The organism is Methylomonas sp. MS20 (assembly GCF_050275925.1).
In the GTDB taxonomy this organism is placed as follows: domain Bacteria; phylum Pseudomonadota; class Gammaproteobacteria; order Methylococcales; family Methylomonadaceae; genus Methylomonas; species Methylomonas koyamae_A.
In genome coordinates, this window is record NZ_CP189962.1 from 5,296,353 (window position 1) to 5,315,599 (window position 19,247).

Below are 19,247 nucleotides of genomic sequence, written 5' to 3' on the forward strand. Positions count from 1 at the left end.
GGCAGGAGAGAAAATTCTTAAAACGCCGTAGAAATAATGCTCGGAAGGACTGATTAACTCCTGATTTTTTCAATACTCCTTGCCCAATCGTGAGCCGGCAAAGGATGTCGTGGATGATAGTGACAATCGGTCACTTCCGAAAAACTCCCGCATCGATATTGTAGTGCTTTAACTTCTGATGCACAGCGCGGCGGCTTATGCCAATCTCACTGGCCACTGCTGTGACATTGCCGTTATGTTTGATTAAGGCGTCCTGTAAGGTTTTGGTTTCTACCTGGCTGGCGGCGAACCGTTTTTTGCCGCGAAGATTACTTTCGTCCGTCGAAACATCGCCGTCAGGATTTACATCTACGCCGACCTTGGTGATGATTTGTCCGGGTGAAAACAGAAATGCTCGTTCCAGTACATTCTCCAACTCCCTAACGTTTCCCGGCCATTCATAGGCCATGATTTGTTGCCAGGCCTCGTTACTCAGAACCTTCGGGGGCTTGCCATAACGATGGGCAATTTGTTTCAACAGATAATTGACCAATGCAGTAATATCTTCGCGGCGTTCCCTCAAAGGCGATATGCGGATGGTCACAACGTTAAGCCGATAATACAGATCCTTGCGGAATCGCCCTTGATCGACAAGTTCCAGCAAGGGGCGGTTCGAGGCGGTTATGATACGAACGTTGCTATGTAGGACCTGCGCACCGCCAACGCGCTCGAATTCGCCTTCCTGGAGTACACGAAGAAGATTGGCTTGAGAGAGGAGCGGTAAGCTATCAATTTCGTCAAGAAAAAGGGTGCCCCCTTCTGCGCGTTCAAAAAATCCGCGCCTGAGATCGTGCGCACCGGTAAAAGCGCCTTTTTCGTGGCCGAATAAGGCGCTTTCGAGCAGGCTTTCCGGAATGGCGCCGCAATTAACCGCGACAAATTTTTGTGTGCTTCGATCACTGAGTGCGTGGATGGCCCGCGCGATGACTTCTTTGCCAACCCCCGTCTCGCCGTTAATCAGCACATTGGCCGACGTGGGAGCAACCAATTCGACTGCTTGCAACGCTTCGCGCATCACCTCGGATTCGGCGATCAGCTCCGGCCGATCCAACCCGCGCTTTTGACCCGAAACAGCCTTTGGATTCCATGTTCGAGCCATTTTTTCCGAAACGCGCGCGGCGACCTCGGCAATCGCTGAACGCGAAACAATCATGCCGCCCTCGTTGAAATATTCGTCACCTTCTTCAATCTGGGCGGCTTCACGATCAGTGTAGATCGTAACTTCGCATTTCCCGTCACCAGTGGCGATACGCTTGTTGAGCACAACCTTTGCGTAGCCGAAATTTCGGGCCGCAATGCCACCAAACACCGAAGCGGTGGTGCGACATAGCTCCGGTGCTTCCTTAACGCGCTCGCCGAATGGGCAATGGAAATTTTCCACGCATAAGCAGCCTGCCGACTCACTTGGGACCTGGGAGAAGCTCCCACCAATTTGTTTCTTGATATGTGTAATGATCGACACATATTGCTCGGGAGTGATTTTACCGGGCAGCCCCAACTGTCGGCGGGCATGGGCTTCAAGATAACTGCTGGCAGTCAACCCTAAGTCCTGGATATGATTGGCCGTCCCTCTTTCACTGTTATATTGCCCCGCCAATTTGACGCTTTGGGTAATAAACATCTGTAGGAAAGATATGGCGCTTAGCTCGGGCAATAAGGTGTCGGACATAAATTAAGCTCCTGAGTTTGTGCCTGAACAGCTAACTTAAAAGATGGCATTTTAACTTCATGGGCTCAAATGGGCTTGACCAACGCATCCATCTTTCTATGCGGAATAATCCATCAAGAACCATAGGTTTGTTTGAAATCTGTTATCTTCAGTTCTTTGATCGCGTTCTACGGACTGTTTGAGCTTCAATAATCGGTGGAGCAATTCTGCTTTTAGAAATTTTCGCCCCAAATTATGTCGTATTATCGAGCCTGCGCCTAAAACCTGATCGGTAGACGTACGAACCGCATGAAAGATCAAGGTTCCGTTCAAGTAAGGCAACGCACCTAATATATCGTGGGTAGTATTATAAGAATGACTAACATAGAATTGCCTATCAACAACGATAGACCCCAAACTGGTTTCTTGAAAAACATGATGACCCAATATAGCGGTCGGTCTATCTTCTACCGCTCGACTTAACCAGTAGTAACTTTCTTCAACGCCTAAAGAAAAATGATTAGGGTAATTGTTCAAATCATTGAATAAATCGGCAAATAAGTCTGATAAAACTTTGCAACTTTTCAAGGCACCTTTTAATTCCAGGCCTGGTTTGATGTTTTCATCTTCTCTGGAATATTCCGAAATACCCTCGATGCCATGATCTTTGTACTGACGCCAGCGGTTGTACAGTATTTTTTGATAGACTTTGGATACCGAAAGGAGAAGATCCCGCTGCTTAGCGTCGTGTTGCTTTTTTCGGATTTCAGATAACTCTTCTATTTCACTTGCTGACAAATTAAGGTGATCGCCAGGCTCGGCGTTTAATAAGGCCAACGCTTCGGAGGTTTGCGCTTCTTGAAAATAAAACGCTTTAAATGTATCTGTGCTCGCATTATCTGGAATGTGGCCGTGGGCCAAAACGTCGCCATGCATGACGGAAATATAATTGTTTCTAATAAATTCAGTCACCAACTGCAAAGGGTATTCTAGGTAAATTGCAGTAATGGTCGCCAATTCCTTTTCGTTTTCTTCGCTTACTTCTTGTGAGATGGGTTCTCCACTTTTTAATTTTGATAGTTGATCGCTATGCAGGCCAATGAGCTTTAAAACCTCGTCTGAAGTCGGCATGGCTGCACAAGGAGTTAAAGTTGAACAAATTAAAATCGGAAAAATAAAGAAATATTTCATTGCCATCAAATATTGTATTTTTCATTTCTGTACAGTGGAGCATGGGCTATTTTTGCTTCCAATACAGGTCCAGTTTCTAGCGGTCGTGTGGTTTTAGTCTCAACCGCCCCTTGTTGATCATGGAAAGCCTCGGCTTGTCCATGAATCCAATACACCAGAAAAATACTGAACGTGATGAGGCCAATTTGCTGAAATGCCGGTTGTTTTGCAATAGCGCTACGTTGATGGAGACTAGGGATAAGATCGGCTATGGCAACGTATAAAAAGCTTGATGCCGCCAATGCCAAAATGTAGGGTAACATTTCATGCAGGTTTGCCAGACTGAAATAGGCCAGCATTCCCCCGACCAGTGTGGATAGACTGGACATCAGGTTATAGCGTAATGCGTTGGCACGGCTGTAACCGCTTTCAATAAGAATAGCAAAGTCACCTATTTCCTGGGGGATCTCATGAGCCGTTACTGCGATGCTGGTAATGATCCCCAGATGTATATCCGTAAGGAAAGCCGCCGCGATAAGGACGCCATCGACAAAGTTGTGGATGGCGTCGCCCAAGATAATCAGGGTGCCAGCCGACCGATGGGAACGTCCCCTGTTATGAGCAACGCAATTGCCAGTATGACAGTGTCGCCATAGCAGCAATTTTTCCAACAGGAAGAAACCGATAATGCCTGCCAAAACCGTGGCCATTAAGCTTTGTGCATGTTTTTCGCCGGCAGTGCGTAGTGCATCCGGCAGGAGATCCAGAAAAGCGACGCTCAACAAGGCCCCAACGGCGAAACTAAGCCCATGAGGTAAGATTCGTGGGTGGTAGCGATTTGGAATCAGTAAAAATAAGCCTGCCGCGCCGACGCTGAGCAGGCCTCCAGTTAGGGTGAAAATGATGATCCAAACGAGTGTGCTCATGGGAGGTTGGCCTGAATTATTCTCTAACCAGTGATGCGATCCGAACGCCGCATCAAGCGGCAGATGAAGAGGATGTCGTGCTGCTAGATGCGTGATGATGGCCCCCGCAACATCCACATCCTGGGCCATGACGATGACTAGCCTCGTCGAGCGGGCGTTGAAGCGAAGCCATTGCTTGGTTTCTGCCTACAGCCATGTAACCGTGAACGGCAGGCGCCGATAAAATTCTTTTTTCCATGATGCTGCCGCACTGGGGGCATTCGGGCGCATTACTGTTGACGGAATGGCGAAATTCCAAATCAGAGCCGCAGTTTTCGCAATGGTAATCATAAGTTGGCATAGAACATTAACTCCAATGTTTAAGGCGCAAAAAAAGTACGCATGGGTTTTGATCGATCCCGGGCTTACGCCCGGGAAAGTACTCCGAGATTGAAGCAGATCAGTTGTTTTCCCGATCAGGGTTAGGCTGACCAGCGAGAAGGCTGCTTGGCGGTAACACCGAATTGAGCAGCAGTGACATCCGTGCGAGCTCGTTTTTGCGCATCAAAAGTTGGAGCACGCAGACGGCGAGTTTCGACTTCCCATACCCAACCGCTAATCAAGACATCTTTCGGAATTAATGGATGGTTACGGAATGTTTCAACAGTTTTAATGCAGGTTTCGTCAACATCATCCATCATGCCAATCCATTTAGCGAAAGCGCCTTTATCGAGTTTAAGCTCTGACAAAGTCGGGTCCAGCGTTAATGAATCAATATCGACTCCTCTAGCACGAAGCATCTTTTCCAAATCGTTCGCGTTAGCGGAAAGCATGCCGCATTGAGTGTGTTGAACGATAACAATTTCCTTGGTCCCAAAGAAATTGCATGTCAGCATCGCTGAACGAATTGCATCATCGGTAACAATCCCACCCGCATTACGGAAACAGTGAGCATCACCACCGCCGACCGGCGAATCCACCTTGATTCCGAGGGCTTCATCAACCGGTAGACGCTCGTCCATACAAGCAAGAACCCATAGACTACGGTCGTTGTGACCATCTGGCCCATATTGACGACGAGAGGCCCAATGATCATAGGCCGCGATACGGGTGGTTAGTTGGTCTTTTAACGATGACATAAACATCTCCTGAATTGGTTATTAGTTTTTGGGTACGTCCAAGTAGCCTGCCCGTACCCATTTTGTTGGCCGTGGCCGTGGTAGCCCGACGAAGATGTAAAATGCATTGAATGTGCCATGTTGATATTGATATAAATATCAATAACTTGCGCATTCTCTGTTGAGTTCAAGTGAGAACTTATAGTTCCCTATCTTCTGATCCGATAATCCCAAATAGATGGATTCTTTCTGAACCGCTTAAAGCGAGAATAAAAGATTCCCACTGGGAAGCGGTGTTACCTATCAACTATTTAAATCAAAACGGAGTGAACCAATCGTCTGGCGAGTGCTCTTTTAGGGGGTATTCAAAACTTATGGGGGGCAAAGGTGTAGCCAATGCTCACCTCAAGTCGGGGGCACTTAATATTGAATGATATTTTTGGTAATGGGATGTGCGTTGACCGACGGGTAGCATCGATTAAGACAATTCGCCTCTATTGCCATGGACATTTATGCTGCGACCCAGCACAAGCCTATTTCTGGTAAATATCTGGCATCTCAGGTTATTCAATAACTTCTTTTCCAACTTGTTTACCCCAACTAAATTCAGAATGTCTGTTTTCAGGCGTGATTCTGCCAAGTAATTGAGTCAAGATACATCTACGTTGAGAATCTGTTTTTTACTTTTATTTGGCACATTAGGTGATTCTTTCATGTTATTTCTTAATATTTTGGCATAAATACAATTTTGCCAAATTTTATCTCATAACAAATTACGGTCTATGAGCTCAAGAATCCTGACCACTACCGCATGCACCGATTGCGCCCCCATTCCGTGAACGGTATAGTCCTTAACAAAATGCGTTAGGTCGCTACCGTCTGGCCAGGTCTCATTTTTGACGGTCAACTTAAGGATTTCAATAAAGTCATCCCCTAAAACTTCCTCATATCCTATTCCGCGAAGTAGTAATATAGGCAAATCCTCTTTATATGGAGAGGATTTTTCATCCGCCGGGGGCGTATCTCTCAGCCTTCGTTGCGCTTCAAAGATATATAAATATCTTTTATCTACATTTATCTCAACACATAGAAATTTTCTACGGATAAACTTATCTTTATCCATAAATGAAAACTGTCGCATCATGCGCTTACGTTGTTTACAGGGCACTTTCGGAAAAAAGGAAAACCATTCTCCCTCTTCTTCGATTCCGTTGCCAACGCAAATAGTTTTTATCTTCCAGGTTGGCCTTATCTTTCTAAGATCATTAATAATTTTGACAAAGGTCTCCAAATCCGGGGAGACAGTCGATTGAGGCCGTTGTTGTGTTGAAAACTCTTGACCAACGGCGGAGCTATTGCCTGACACACCGCCACCTGTACTGGCATTCACTAAACTATCGTCATATTCCTGATTCTTAAATTCTGATTGGTGGGTACTATCCCGCATTTTTTCATGCTTCAGTTTTACACCACGAAGCCCCTCAAATTCTCGATAATCAAGTTCGGAGGTTATTTGAATAGCATTACTTAGTGGCGGTTCATCGCTAACACTTTCTCCATGCTGATCTTGGGGATCATCGTTGGCGGGGCCATGGACAAGCGTATTTGCCCCAGGAAAGGCTACTGGAGCATTTTCTGGCGGAGGTGCTCCTCCAGGACATATTTCGTCACTGTAGCTCAAATTTGCGAACGGAAACGGGCCAGAGCAACCGATAATCTGACACGCCAAAAAAATAAAACCATCTTGTGTTTTTAGTCTACGGCCTTTAAGTTTGAGCCGCGTTTTCCCATTAAATGGAAAATCAGTTCTTGGAAAGCCAAGCCATCCATCAGAATAATTGATCCGATCGACCGTGATCTGTTTAAAAACTCTTTGGACAGCTTTTAACGCTAATCCATTGGGTTCGAAAAGAATTCTTCCAAGTATTGGAGCATCAGCTTGTTTATATCCATGTCGGTATACAAACCGTCCTGACTTGGTGGACGTATCAAACCAAGGGTGCTCATGGATTCTATTAAAAACGCGCACGTATAACTCTTCTTTTTGAAAAGCACCATTAAAAATTTGCTTGCTGGAAAAAGCCGAATTAGTAAAATAAAATCTAATTAACTCCATATCGTGAATTATTGCCGACATTGGAGTTGGTCCATTTTTCAGAATAAATCGTGCAGCACTCTCTCTATCTGACTTAACTAGAAGACCATTAAGTAATTTGATTCCCGATCGTTTTCTAATATCGCTAAAATGGCTTGCTAGTAGTTTTGATTGATCTGCCAAATTCGCGTCATGGAGAGTAGCGTCTTTCACCGCTTCCAAATCTGATGTATCTAACTCAAAGGTAATGGTTTCTGATTGCTGCCACTGACTTAATGGCACATGCTTACCATTTCTAAAAAACTGACCTAGAAAAAGGGATGGAAGATAACCCACTGCAATACCAGCACGGATTTGACCTATATACGCTCTTTGAAAAGTACCCGGGGTGGTTGGCGTAAAAAAACATTCGATGAGTGGGTTGTCTGTTTCATCGCTATTGGGCGAAATCCCACCAAACCAATCCAAACTCAATAAATCTTCAGAATGCTTTAGGTTACGAAATTTCTTAAGATTAAGTGCAGTACCGTTCATATCCTTCTGAATTTGTCCGAAAGATCAAGATAGCTGATGCCGGATGTTTTTGTAATAAATAGCGTTGCTGATATGATTTGAACGCTTTGGCGTTTGATCTAGGCGATTGGGCGGCTTGAGATGAATGGCAATAATATTGCCCTGTTTTCAGATTAGTGTGACATCCTTCAGTGTCTACTTTTCCTGGATGCGCAGCCCCTTGATAGTGAACGGCCAGGATTAAAGCAATCATTACAAATCGAGAAATTATGCCATTGTGTTTCACGCTGCCTTCGCAGGAAATTTCGAGTAAATCAATCTAACGCTTCCAAATCCCGTAACATACATTTTTTTGATCCAAACCAGCAGAGGTTATGGCCTCTCTGAACCGAAGACCTATGGCGCTTCGACGCAATCCTCGTTTGGTTATCGAAGACGTAAATACCTGGCGAACATGATCTAACGGCTGAAGTATAGGTCTTATTTCGTTCCAATACCACTCAAGTTGCCCTCTAATTTGTGCGGGGGTAGTGGCAAATCCGTAACCGTTAAAGACATCATTTTCTGGGCTAATCCTCCGTATTTGTTCTAGTGTGAAGTTCGCTAGTTCGTCTTGACTAAGTTTAAAGATTCGGCCTGCTACGAACATCAGTTTATCTCGGATCAAACAAGCCCGGGCCGTCTCATCGAGAACGCCTTCGATTTGCTTATCTATGCTCGTCAGCACTGCCTCGTATATTTCATCTGAAATTGGTTGTGCGGGTGGCACACATAATTTTCGTCCAAATAATTTTTTGGCTTTTAATGCGCTAAACGTGCCTTGTCGAGTTGTCACAACGTCGATAATCGACTGACGCTCGTCGTGGCTAGTTGCTATGCATGCAGCCCCTGCTTCGCGCTGAATTACATTGTCATACCAGAACGATAAGTGTTCGGCATCGCCCTTCAAATCACAATACCTCAACTTACATTCGGTGATTAGAGCAACAAGCCTTTCCGGCCACTCATATAAGATTTCAGCTAACACGGCAAATACTGCTCGACGTTCTGATAAATCAGCAATTTCCAATCCATTTTTTGGCCAGCCAACCAAACTAGTCGTATCGATTAATTTCGATTTATTTAGTCGCTCCAGTGTCTGTTTTGATGTAATACCGGCAATCAAGGCTCTCAAGCCTTCAAAGTACGAAAGGGAATGCATGTTTTGATTGTCGGCCCACTGAGTAAAGCCATTTTTTATTGCATTTTCCAGTTTGGCCTGGAAAGTCACGATCGACTCTTCTGGTACTGAATGCAATAACGCTATTGGGTTTCGATAATCAAAGCCACATTTCCAGCAACAAACATTAAGCCCGGCCACTGGAAACACAGCTCTCGATTGCATGTCCGAGCGATGCGGGGCCAGTGGCGATTTGCAATTCGGGCAGGTATCCAAAAGATAGCAACGATGCTTTGTACACAAAGTCGCAAAAGCCAAGCGCCATGTCCGTCGAAAAAAGGGCTCGATATCTTCTTGGAGGCATTTGGGGCAAAACATAAGCCCAGGTCGGCGCCGGGAGCGATGAAAAATACCGATTGGAATTATCCATCGACACATGCCGTTTGGCGTGTGACGTTCGAAAAGGGTTCCCTCTAAACTTCGTAGCGTAGTTTGTTCAATACGATCTAATGATGCCCCGGAAACCGTCGATAATATTTTCAAATCTTCCAACGGTGCAAGCTGATCTAAGTCCCTATTCCAGATGTTTGTATTTTGCCCAAACAACATGGCTGACATTGTCTGGATCTTAATACCATGCGCATGTGCTAATCGAATAATCCATGAGCTGAGCAATTCGTCGTCTTTGGGCTGAAGATGTACCGGTAATAACGCACCACTGAGCCCGGATAACATGTCATAGCAACTCGATATCGATATTTCCCTTACGAGAAACATAGGGGCAGCTTGTAATAACTTCCATGCTGATGCGCTCTTCGCCATTTTTTATGGCCTGTTTCGCCGCACTGCGTAATATTTTCGCGACCTCACCGATAACGCCTTCGCTAAGACCATATAGTTTACTTGCTATTTCGCCTTTATATATTTCTGACGGCAATTTCAAGGGAAGAATATATTCAAAATTGTAAAGTAATCTTCGAAAGTCCTCGCCTTGTTGCCAGCGAGGTAACGTCCGTAAAGGAAAACGGCTTTGCAACTGAGCGTCGCTACGAATGGCGTGTTCTGCCTCCAACGTGCCCGCAGCGACAATGCAGATTTGTAATTCATTACTGATAAACTTCAACATATTGAGCATAAATCGTTGCTTTGTTGCGCTACCCGCCAGTAGCGCATTTAACTCATCGACCATCAGTATTTTTGTCTGGAGTCTGGGTAGTATTGCCAGCAACTGCAACAATTTTCGGTCGGAAGAATCATTCGGTTTGACTACTGCCCCCAATAACATCAATAAGTTATTTAGAAAAATATGCTCGCTCGGCCCCGGTGGTGATTGAATATAAATAACCGGCGCATACGCCGTGTCATATCCGCAACGATCTTCTGCCGGGTGACGCTTTAAAAACTCTCTCAAAACTTCGGTTTTGCCATTATCTGACCGGCCTACGATTAAGAAGTTAGGCATTCGGTTAACTTTGGGATGCTCTAATAAATCTTCCATCTCGGCCAATAACTCGGAGGCCCTTTGATACGGAATAAAAAAAGGCTTATCGATGTGGGTAAGTCGCTCCTCGTCAGACGAGTTCAATAATTCCACCGCCCGTTGGGACAGTCGCCTATTATTCCCGCTCATTCAGCCTCCCTGATCCCATCAAACGGGATAAACTCTTCAAACTCTGGAAAGCTTTCCGTCTGTGGAGATTCCTTGTTGGACGTTTTTGAATTTTCTGAGGAAGCTTTGGATGCCGAACCCCACTGTTTTTGTTTTTGTCGTTTCACCCTAGCCGCCTTCGTTTGCTGAGCTTCATCCGCAACCAAAGCACGCATCCTATCGACAGTTTTGAATATCAATTCCTCGTTCGTCGACGCTATGGACTCCTTCTTAAGTTGACGTTTGGCTTCTTTGAGCTCCCACAAACTAATTGGAGGGCGCGATAAATCTCTATAGGGAACCTCGATATATTTCTCAGATTTAGGGTCGAACATCCATATCTTGCTGAGGTTGCGGGGGTCATATCGGCAAACGTACCTCGCCTTGCCAGTACCTAGCTTGGAATCTTCGTCACTAATGAAATATCTAAGCGCATCACACCAATACTGGACGCTGTTGAATTGGATTCCATATCGTTGAACTGTCGGCATAGGCGTAATGATCGGCATAAAATCTAATCGCAGCCGCTCTTCATCAGGAACCCGCATAGGAATTCCTGTACCAATTCCATTGTCTGTTCCATAAATGCCCCTATCCCATTTTACAATTGGCGGCAGGCCATCATTTCCGGCGTGTGGAGATTGATGGTACACACCTAGCAGAAAAAGCGTAAACCACTTTTCAAGGGCATCGAATGTCATTACAGCTTTGCCTTCCGAGTCATATTCCAATTTCTCGTTGACGCTTGAGAACGTTGTACCGGGAAGCTCGTTATGTACCTCGTGCATAAATGTACGAAAAGCCCGTTCGACATGTCCTCCATAGTGGGGTCTTCCTCTGGGGCGTCGTTCGACGATAATGCCGTATTGCTTCGCTGCTAATCCCAGAAGATTGCCCCGAAATTCTTTTGCATTATCCGAGTGAATGCGGGTCATTACTCCCCAACACGGCCATGACATATCATCCAATCCGAGCGCCATTAACAACGACTCTTTTCCTAAGATAGCTCTGGACAGGCACATTCCAGTCGCGAGTGCGCCGGGATGGTTGAGCGACATGTAATAGCCGACGCACATTTTGCTATACACATCGGTAGCGATCGTTAGAAAGGGTCGAATAATAGGTAATCGACTCACGTCATCGACTAAGATAACGTCCATGGGCGTATGGTCAATTTGGACAACCGCCAAGGGGAAATCTGCGCCAGGAAACGAGCCCTGTATAGGATCAAAATGTTCTGCCGCCGCTTTAGAACCGCGACGGCGGCGCATCCGTTGCTCTTCGCTAATTTCCAATATCCTATTGCTTACGGTCTCAGGGTCTGGTTCTTGAAGACCTTTTTGTTTGCATCTTTTGCGTGCCTCTTTTGCAATCTTGGTGATGGTTCGGCGCTGAGGGTCCATATATAGCTCGTTGATCACCTGTTGGATAATTTCTTCCACCTGAGGGTTAAGCCGCTTGGAACCAGTATCTTTTCGGGCTTTTCTGATTAAAGATGAAAGCAGCCCCGTTGACTCGTAATCGTCGATCCAGCGATACACGGTAGCAATATTCCTATCCACTGCATCAGCAACCTTTTTTACATCTGCCCTAGTGCGCCCGTTGTTGCCTAATGCAAGTAGCGGCTCTATAGCGGAATAGATTTCAAGTGCTCTCTCCCATTTGTCAGCGCCGATTATTCCTAAATCCGGCAGGGGCGCTACTGGCTGTTTCAGATCTGGAACTACGTCGCTGGCTTTAACCGTTTTGGTTTTGCCTTCATCATTTTTAACCATTAGATAAGTGGCGCTTACTAAATCAATTACCTGGTAACGTACCGATTCAAAATAAACAACTGCACCCGGAAGAATTCGTAGTCTTGCAAGCTTACTCATCACTCACAACCCATATCACAGACTGCATTGATAAAGGAATTGTTAAATCGCATTTCACCCATAATCGAGAAATCATGCACCAAAGTGTCCATAAAGCTTCACCCCGTAGTTCTCTGGACGAATAACAAACCTCTAGTAATTTTGAAATGCTGGTTTCGCCTAACTCTTCCAAAACCTCTATTAACTTCTCATAGTGATGCTCATGGAAATAGGCGTGGCGATAAGACCATAAAAATTGAACGTTTTTTAGGTAATCAGTCCTGATCTCTCGCTCGGTGAGTACCCGGAATTCATAGTTTTGACTTTTGGCGTAAGCGCGTGCGGCTTTAAACTTTGGCTTAAGCAAGTCCTTCTGTTTCCGTAAATCACTACGATATTTAACTTCGCACAATAATGGTCTACGAGCGCCTCCCTGTTCGATTCCATGAGCACCATCAGTTCGATAAGTTACTAACAAATCTGGTGTGTAGCTCCTTCGCTCACCTAACGCATCTAGGTAATCGATTTTGACTGGCTGACTCTGGTACCAATCTACGCCGTAGTCCCAATGAACGAGCAACAGCAGGTCTCGTTCGAGAGAGGACTCGAACTCCTGTCCGTTAACGTTCCCGGTAAGGCTTCGCACATTCGTTGGAATGCGCCGAACAGCTCCGGATGATTTTTCAATTTTTAGCCATGAATTCACGAGTCGCATTTTACACCCCTATAAATCAAAATAGTCGCATAAAGCGATCTGGTTTACAGGCGGCAGCAACCCCAAACCTGGCGAAATTTCCCTGGCTCATCACGGCGCCTTGTTCCTGGACGAATTACCGGAGTTTGATCGCAAGGTGCTGGAAGTCTTACGTGAACCGTTGGAAACCGGCCATATCACGATTTCCCGCGCGAATCGCCAAGCCGATTTTCCGGCACGGTTTCAGTTGATCGCGGCCATGAACCCTTGTCCTTGCGGCTACTTGGGCGATTCGTCGGGGCGTTGCCGTTGCACCTCTGAGCAAATCGCGCGCTACCGGGCCAGAGTATCGGGCCCGCTACTGGACCGAATCGACATGCACTTGGAAGTCCCCAGGGTGCCGATCTCGGTGTTGCGCGAGGGCGCATCGGCCGGCGAGGAGCGCAGCGAGATCATTCGCGAGCGCGTGGCGGCGGCTCGAAACATCGCCGATAGCCGTTGCGGCAAGGCCAATTCGGCATTATCAGCGGCGGAAGTCAAACGCTACTGCACTCTGACGGACGCAGGCCACCGGCTGCTCGAACAAGCGATGGAAAAGTTCGGACTGTCGCACCGTGCGTATCATCGCATTCTGAAACTGGCCCGCACCATCGCCGACCTGGCCGGTTCCAATACGATCGAAATTCCGCATCTAAGCGAAGCCATCGGCTATCGAAAGCTGGATAGAACCCGAGGCGGGCCAAACTCCGGCGCATAAAAAAGGCGCGTTGCCTCGACAGCAACGCGCCTACAAGCCTAGACCGACGAAGCTTACAGTTTGTCGGCGTTTTTGCTCAAATACTCAGCCACGCCTTGCGGATTGGCGTTCATGCCGGAATCGCCTTTGTTCCAACCGGCGGGACAAACTTCACCATGCTCTTCATGGAATTGCAACGCATCGACCATGCGCAACATTTCGTCGAAGTTGCGACCCAATGGCAAATCGTTAACCACTTGATGGCGCACGACACCTGCTTTGTCGATTAGGAAACTACCGCGAAACGCTACGCCGCCAGCGGATTCAACATCGTAATCTTTGCAGATACTGTGAGTCAGGTCGGCGGCCAGGGTGTAACGAACCGGACCGATACCGCCTTGGTTAACCGGTGTGTTACGCCATGCATTGTGAGTAAAGTGCGAATCGATGGACACGCCAACGACTTCGACACCACGGCTTTTGAACTCGTCGATACGGTGATCCAAAGCGATTAGCTCGCTAGGGCAGACGAAGGTAAAGTCCAGCGGATAGAAGAAAAGTACAGCATATTTGCCGCTCGTGGCTTCAGAAAAACTATAGGAGTCGACGATCTGACCATCGCCCAGAACCGCAGGAACCGTAAAATCGGGGGCTTGCTTACCAACTAAAACACTCATTGAGTTCCTCCAAAATTTTTTAAAAACAAAAGGTTAACAGGGGGGAAACGCCTTTGGGGTAAGGCTGAAGCTTATTCTACACTAAAATACTGGGTATTCACCCAATAATCCAGGCAAATTCTACTTGCAAGATGATGCGATTCGCGCTAACTTGTAGGCAAAAGCTTACACAATTAACAGACAGTCTGCGTGTGTCTGACTTTAAAATTCACCTGCAGACCTTTTGTGAATTTTCTGGTTGGGGTATTAAGTATGGCAAAAGTAAAACACATCACAGAACCCGATGCATTCGGTTTTCAAGTTCGCATCGTTCGGCGCGGCAAGGAGAGCAGCCGTTATTTTTCGCATAAACTTTGGGGTAGCAAAACCAAGTCGCTGAAAGCCGCGATTACTTGGCGCGACCAAATGTTAGTGGTATTAAAAGGCAGCAAGACCCGATTCTTGAAGCCGCCGAAAAACAAAACCACCACCGGCGTAACCGGAGTATCCAGAACCATTAAGTTCGACCATCGCAAGGACAAAAGCTATCTGTGCTATACCGTGTTCTGGGTCAAAGACAGTAAATCCCGCAACAAAACCTTCCAAGTCGGCAACGTCGACACGGTAACCGCCGACGACGAGTTACATGCATTTCGAACCGCCAGACTATTCCGTAGCTGTTACGAACACGCCATCGACCACGATGCCTATTTCGATGACAGCAAGTTCGCGAACTGGAAAAAACTGCGTTTGTACGAAAACGAAATGCTAAACGCGGTCAGCTAAAACGGCCTAGGTTCAGTCGATGCGCATCTGAATGCGCATCGACAAATCGACGGCCTTAATGTTTTTGGTCAAGGCACCAATAGAAATAAAATCCACGCCGGTCTCGGCGACCTCTCGAATATTTTCCAGCGTGATATTACCTGACGCTTCCAATTCCAACTGTCCTTTGTTCTTCGCGACCGCAACCGCCATATCGGCTAGCGAGAAATTATCCAACATAATTCTATCCGGACTGGCTTGCCAAGCCACTTCGAATTCCGCCAGGTTTTCGACCTCCACCTCGACCGGCACACCGGCATAAACCCTAGCAGCCGCTATAGCCGCCGGAATCGATCCGGCCGCCAAGATATGGTTCTCTTTAATCAAGACAGCATCGAATAATCCGATTCGATGGTTAACGCAACCTCCGCAAGCCACGGCGTATTTCTGCGCCACTCGTAGTCCGGGTAAAGTCTTGCGGGTATCCAGCACCCGGCAACCAGTACCTTCCACCGCGTCGGCATATTGACGCGCCAGCGTCGCGGTAGCCGACAACGTCTGCAGCAAATTTAACGCGGTCCGTTCGCCGGTCAACAACGCTCTGGCCTGACCGCGAACCTGGCACAGCTCGCCGCCGGCCGGCACCCGGTCGCCGTCGCCGAATTGCCAATCCACAATCACATCCGGACTCAACTGGCGAAACACCGCATCGAACCAAGCCCTACCGCACAGCACCATGGCGTCGCGCGCGACAACGCTGGCAACCGCCTGAGTTTCCGACGGGATCAGCGCAGCGGTCAAATCCCCCGTACCGACATCTTCGGCGAGGTAAGTAGCAATTTCGGAGTCGGAAGGCCCAGTAGTCATTAGAATCGCCAATCGTTTAGACAAAGCCGTTATTATACCCGGCCAATGTGTCGAGACCGGACTACCCGATGATAACTCAACCGCCAGCCGATGAAAGCTCGCTACCGATCAACCATCACTTGCTGCTTTGCGCCAGGCAAGTTCCATCGCCGAATCACGACGCTCGCCCGAACCCGACCGACATTTCACTGGTCGTAATCCATTGCATCAGTCTACCGCCCGGCGAATTCGGCGGACCGCACATCGATCGGCTGTTTTGCAACCAATTGAATCCCGACGACCACCCATTTTTCGCCGAAATTCAAACGCTACGGGTTTCCGCGCATTTATTGATAAATCGGGAGGGCGACCTGTCTCAGTACGTTGCGTTTGACCGCCGCGCTTGGCACGCGGGGATTTCACGCTACCAAGACCGCGAACGCTGTAACGACTTTTCGATAGGCATCGAATTGGAAGGCGCGGTGGATTGCCCGTACACCGACGAACAATACTTGAGCTTAGCGACGACGATTAAAGCGCTGTTAGCCAACTACCCCGGCTTATCCCACGAACGCATCGCCGGTCATAGCGAAATTGCCCCGGACCGCAAAACCGACCCTGGGCCATTTTTCGATTGGCGACGCTTGCGGCAGTTGTTAGCAGGGGAATAGCGAAGGATTTGCGGATCGATTCACCGGTGGGATTGCAAGATCGCGCAAGCCATCAACCCGGCTTTACGTCCAAATGCATGGCCTTGATAATGGTCAACAGCTCCTTCTGCTGTTGCTCCAGCGGAGCAAGCTCCGACTCCAACTGAGCGATGCTTTCGGCGACGCTGCCTTTGGATTCGTTGATCTTGCGCAGCATGACCAAACGGCTTTCTATCTGCTTTTTATGATCCTTGATTTGGTGCATCAATGGCGTCAACACGCTGTTGCTCCAAGTCACCGCGTCTTTTTGGGCTTGCTGCAAAATGTTTCTCGCCTTGGCGATCAAGGTACTGTACAGCTTATTCACCACGATGCTTTGCTCGGTCATCGTGGTTCGGGCGCTAGTACGGAACGCTTCGCCTTCCTCGAAAATCTGCTCCAGCTCGAATTGATATTGCTTGATCGAGAACAATTGCGGCTCGATTTCCTTGAAGCCGTATTCGTCCTGGAATTTCTTATGTATGGCTTTAATCAAGCGCCGAGTTTCCTCGGTCATATCCACCGAGTCCTGTAACAAATCACGCAACTCGTCGAACAGTTTGCGCATATTTTGCTTCATACCGTAGGTCGTCAGACTTTTACTCATATCGTGACGCGTACGCTTGATGATGTCGTCGATTCTTTCCCTGGAAAACGAATCGATCAGCATCTTGGCCTGCACCGCAAACACCTTGCGACTGGCCTGGAAATTCTCGACATTCGCCATGTAGGCGTTTTGCCGGTCGCGAGTTTCCGCCATTAGCTTGCCGGTCATCTCCTGGTTTTCGAAATCCATTTGCTTGAACTCGTCCAGTTGCTTACTGGCATTACTGATTTTGGCTTCCATCAGCTTGGCCGATTCGCTAACCAAAAATCCGATTTCCTTCTCGACCACGCCTTTCAAAATATCCCGGCGCTGATCCAGAATATCGTCGGACAAATAATTTTCCAGCAAATCCAAACGACTCTTGCGCAGCAGTGCTTCGTCGCCCTTGACCTTGGCCAGCAAGGCCTGCTTGGCGGATACCGGAAACACGACATTCCGATCCAGATTCAGAATAGACGCGGAGGTTTCGATCTGCTTGCGTATCGCCGCGTCGTAGCCGACTTCGCCGATCAAATCGTCCCACATCGAGTCGATTTTGTTCATGACGACCGCCAGGCCCTGCCGGCGCGAACCCGCACGGGAACTGCAGACATGGCTCTTCCACATTTCCAGATCGCTCTTGGTGACGCCGGTGTCGGCCGCCAACACGAACACGATGGCCTGAGCGCTGGGCAACATGCTCAAGGTTAGTTCCGGCTCGGTACCCAACGCGTTCAGGCCCGGCGTATCGAGGATACACAAGCCTTCTTTCAACAAAGGATGCGGAAAACTGATCAGCGCGTGACGCCAGCAAGGCACCTCGACGCTTTCCGGATTAATGATGCCTTGTTCCGCCGCTTCGCGTTCGTTCCATAAGCCCAGCTTGTCGGCCATTTCCCGCGAAATCCGCTTGGTAGCGATCAACTCTTTGAACGCCTCCTGCATCTGGGTGGGCGAATCGCAATTCAAGTCGATCTGAGTCCAACGGTCCGGATTACGCTTGTAATCCATCAGCGAGATGTCTTCCAAACGACTTTCGATATTCAACAAACGGATATAGCTGCCGCCCTTCTCGTCCCAAAACAACTCAGTCGGCGACATCGTGGTCCGTCCCGGCGAGGACGGCAACAAACGCACGCCGGTCTCGGCAAAAAACAACGCGTTAATCAACTCGGTTTTACCGCGCGAGAATTCCGCGACGAAGGCCAATGTCACCCGATCGTTTTGCAAGCCCTGCAGAATATTTAACAAGGTGTCGGTACTTTGCGGATCGCTGAAGCGATAACGCGTACGCCAGTCCCGGTACATGTCGATAGCCTGAATCAGTTGTTCGCGCCAATGCGCGTACTCATGCAACTGTTCCCTAAATTCCAGATTTCTCATGGCTTGCCTTTGTGCTGACGGTACTCGATTTGAGGGCTGATAGTAAGGGCTAAGTGTAGACCATTCTCCGTGAGAGAGCCCGGCCGCACTTCGGCCTAAAGCCCGTATTGCTCGCGATATTCTCGGATCACCGACAACTTATCGGCATAGCCAGCTTCCCGCTCGATAAATACGACAATGTCCGCCAATGTAATAATGGGCAACACCTGAATACCGAACTGGGATTCCACCTCTTGCACCGCGGATCTCTGATTCTGGCCCTTTTCCTGACGATCCAACGCTATGACCACGCCCTCGGGTTCAGCGCCCGCCGCGCGGATGATGTCGACCGACTCCCTAACCGAGGTGCCTGCCGTGATGACATCGTCCAGAATCCAGACCCGCCCCTGCAGCGGCGCCCCTACGAGTACCCCACCTTCGCCGTGATCCTTGGCCTCCTTGCGGTTGAACGTAAACGGGATGTCGCTCTGCATCCTGGCGTAGGCGATTGCCGTCGCACTCACCAACGGAATTCCCTTGTAAGCCGGCCCGTAAAGCACATCGACCGAAACACCCGCGTCTATGATGGCCTGAGCGTAAAACTGGCCCAACCGATCGAGCATCGCTCCGGTATTGAATAATCCGGTATTGAAAAAGTAAGGGCTGCGCCGGCCGGATTTGAGTTGAAAATCGCCGAATTTAAGAACGCCGCAATCCAAGGCGTAACGGATAAACTGGTATTGATAGTCTTGCATGGGCCTATAC

General features: G+C 48.1%; 17 protein-coding genes and 1 pseudogene. 3 read left to right on the forward strand and 15 right to left on the reverse strand.

Going from position 1 to position 19,247, the window contains the following annotated elements; all coding sequences use genetic code 11:
• Positions 1-130: 130 nt before the first annotated feature.
• The 11 genes from ACQE3D_RS23610 to ACQE3D_RS23660 all read right to left on the reverse strand — a co-directional run bounded on the left by ACQE3D_RS23610 (position 131) and on the right by ACQE3D_RS23660 (position 12,863).
• The gene (locus tag ACQE3D_RS23610; protein ID WP_427551323.1) at positions 131-1,708 is read right to left on the reverse strand and encodes a sigma 54-interacting transcriptional regulator; all 1,578 of its coding nucleotides are present in this window, start codon (positions 1,706-1,708) and stop codon (positions 131-133) included.
• A gap of 96 nt (positions 1,709-1,804) precedes the next feature.
• Positions 1,805-2,884, reverse strand: a complete 1,080-nt coding sequence (locus tag ACQE3D_RS23615; RefSeq protein WP_427551325.1) for a hypothetical protein — start codon at positions 2,882-2,884, stop codon at positions 1,805-1,807.
• Positions 2,884-3,912 carry a ZIP family metal transporter gene (locus ACQE3D_RS23620; protein WP_427551327.1) on the reverse strand — a complete coding sequence of 343 codons (1,029 nt, stop codon included), beginning with the start codon at positions 3,910-3,912 and terminating at the stop codon, positions 2,884-2,886. The genes ACQE3D_RS23615 and ACQE3D_RS23620 overlap by 1 nt, the downstream gene beginning before the upstream one ends.
• Complete coding sequence (locus ACQE3D_RS23625) at positions 3,836-4,123, reverse strand: FmdB family zinc ribbon protein (RefSeq protein ID WP_427551328.1); 288 nt, start codon at positions 4,121-4,123, stop codon at positions 3,836-3,838. The genes ACQE3D_RS23620 and ACQE3D_RS23625 overlap by 77 nt, the downstream gene beginning before the upstream one ends.
• 121 nt (positions 4,124-4,244) lie before the next feature.
• Positions 4,245-4,901 (reverse strand): beta-class carbonic anhydrase, encoded by a 657-nt coding sequence (locus tag ACQE3D_RS23630; protein WP_064028266.1) that lies wholly within the window; start codon positions 4,899-4,901, stop codon positions 4,245-4,247.
• A gap of 742 nt (positions 4,902-5,643) precedes the next feature.
• Positions 5,644-7,509 carry a hypothetical protein gene (locus ACQE3D_RS23635; protein ID WP_427551330.1) on the reverse strand — a complete coding sequence of 622 codons (1,866 nt, stop codon included), beginning with the start codon at positions 7,507-7,509 and terminating at the stop codon, positions 5,644-5,646.
• Complete coding sequence (locus ACQE3D_RS23640) at positions 7,490-7,741, reverse strand: YHYH domain-containing protein (protein WP_427551331.1); 252 nt, start codon at positions 7,739-7,741, stop codon at positions 7,490-7,492. Before ACQE3D_RS23640 ends, ACQE3D_RS23635 begins: the two co-directional genes overlap by 20 nt.
• 66 nt (positions 7,742-7,807) lie before the next feature.
• Positions 7,808-9,382 carry a TniQ family protein gene (locus ACQE3D_RS23645; protein WP_427551332.1) on the reverse strand — a complete coding sequence of 525 codons (1,575 nt, stop codon included), beginning with the start codon at positions 9,380-9,382 and terminating at the stop codon, positions 7,808-7,810.
• A gap of 1 nt (position 9,383) precedes the next feature.
• Positions 9,384-10,277 (reverse strand): TniB family NTP-binding protein, encoded by an 894-nt coding sequence (locus ACQE3D_RS23650; protein WP_427551333.1) that lies wholly within the window; start codon positions 10,275-10,277, stop codon positions 9,384-9,386.
• A complete protein-coding gene (locus ACQE3D_RS23655) occupies positions 10,274-12,169 on the reverse strand; it encodes a Mu transposase C-terminal domain-containing protein (protein WP_427551334.1) in 1,896 nt (631 codons plus the stop codon). Before ACQE3D_RS23655 ends, ACQE3D_RS23650 begins: the two co-directional genes overlap by 4 nt.
• On the reverse strand, positions 12,162-12,863 hold the full coding sequence (locus ACQE3D_RS23660; RefSeq protein ID WP_427551337.1) for a TnsA endonuclease N-terminal domain-containing protein: 702 nt from the start codon (positions 12,861-12,863) through the stop codon (positions 12,162-12,164). Before ACQE3D_RS23660 ends, ACQE3D_RS23655 begins: the two co-directional genes overlap by 8 nt.
• 49 nt (positions 12,864-12,912) lie before the next feature.
• Here ACQE3D_RS23660 and ACQE3D_RS23665 point away from each other — a divergent pair.
• Positions 12,913-13,599 (forward strand): annotated as a pseudogene (locus ACQE3D_RS23665) (ATP-binding protein); the annotation flags it as partial.
• Between the two features lie 53 nt (positions 13,600-13,652).
• On the opposite strand, the gene ACQE3D_RS23670 reads toward ACQE3D_RS23665, so the two are convergent.
• Positions 13,653-14,255, reverse strand: coding sequence for a peroxiredoxin (locus ACQE3D_RS23670; RefSeq protein WP_064031397.1), 603 nt, complete (start codon positions 14,253-14,255; stop codon positions 13,653-13,655).
• A 252-nt stretch (positions 14,256-14,507) separates the two neighbouring features.
• On the opposite strand from ACQE3D_RS23670, the gene ACQE3D_RS23675 reads away from it, so the two are divergent.
• Positions 14,508-15,020: a hypothetical protein gene (locus ACQE3D_RS23675; RefSeq protein ID WP_064031398.1), complete on the forward strand. Its 513-nt coding sequence runs from the start codon at positions 14,508-14,510 to the stop codon at positions 15,018-15,020.
• A 12-nt stretch (positions 15,021-15,032) separates the two neighbouring features.
• Here the strand turns inward: ACQE3D_RS23675 and nadC are convergent, their stop codons facing one another.
• Positions 15,033-15,866: a carboxylating nicotinate-nucleotide diphosphorylase gene (nadC, locus tag ACQE3D_RS23680; protein ID WP_313731052.1), complete on the reverse strand. Its 834-nt coding sequence runs from the start codon at positions 15,864-15,866 to the stop codon at positions 15,033-15,035.
• A gap of 68 nt (positions 15,867-15,934) precedes the next feature.
• On the opposite strand from nadC, the gene ampD reads away from it, so the two are divergent.
• A complete protein-coding gene (gene ampD, locus ACQE3D_RS23685) occupies positions 15,935-16,516 on the forward strand; it encodes a 1,6-anhydro-N-acetylmuramyl-L-alanine amidase AmpD (protein ID WP_313731051.1) in 582 nt (193 codons plus the stop codon).
• Positions 16,517-16,568: 52 nt separating this feature from the next.
• On the opposite strand, the gene ACQE3D_RS23690 is transcribed toward ampD, so the two are convergent.
• Together ACQE3D_RS23690 and pyrE are read right to left on the reverse strand one after the other, a co-directional pair.
• Complete coding sequence (locus ACQE3D_RS23690; RefSeq protein WP_071159232.1) at positions 16,569-18,503, reverse strand: dynamin family protein; 1,935 nt, start codon at positions 18,501-18,503, stop codon at positions 16,569-16,571.
• A 95-nt stretch (positions 18,504-18,598) separates the two neighbouring features.
• The gene (gene pyrE / locus ACQE3D_RS23695) at positions 18,599-19,237 is read right to left on the reverse strand and encodes an orotate phosphoribosyltransferase (RefSeq protein WP_313731050.1); all 639 of its coding nucleotides are present in this window, start codon (positions 19,235-19,237) and stop codon (positions 18,599-18,601) included.
• Positions 19,238-19,247 lie beyond the last annotated feature (10 nt).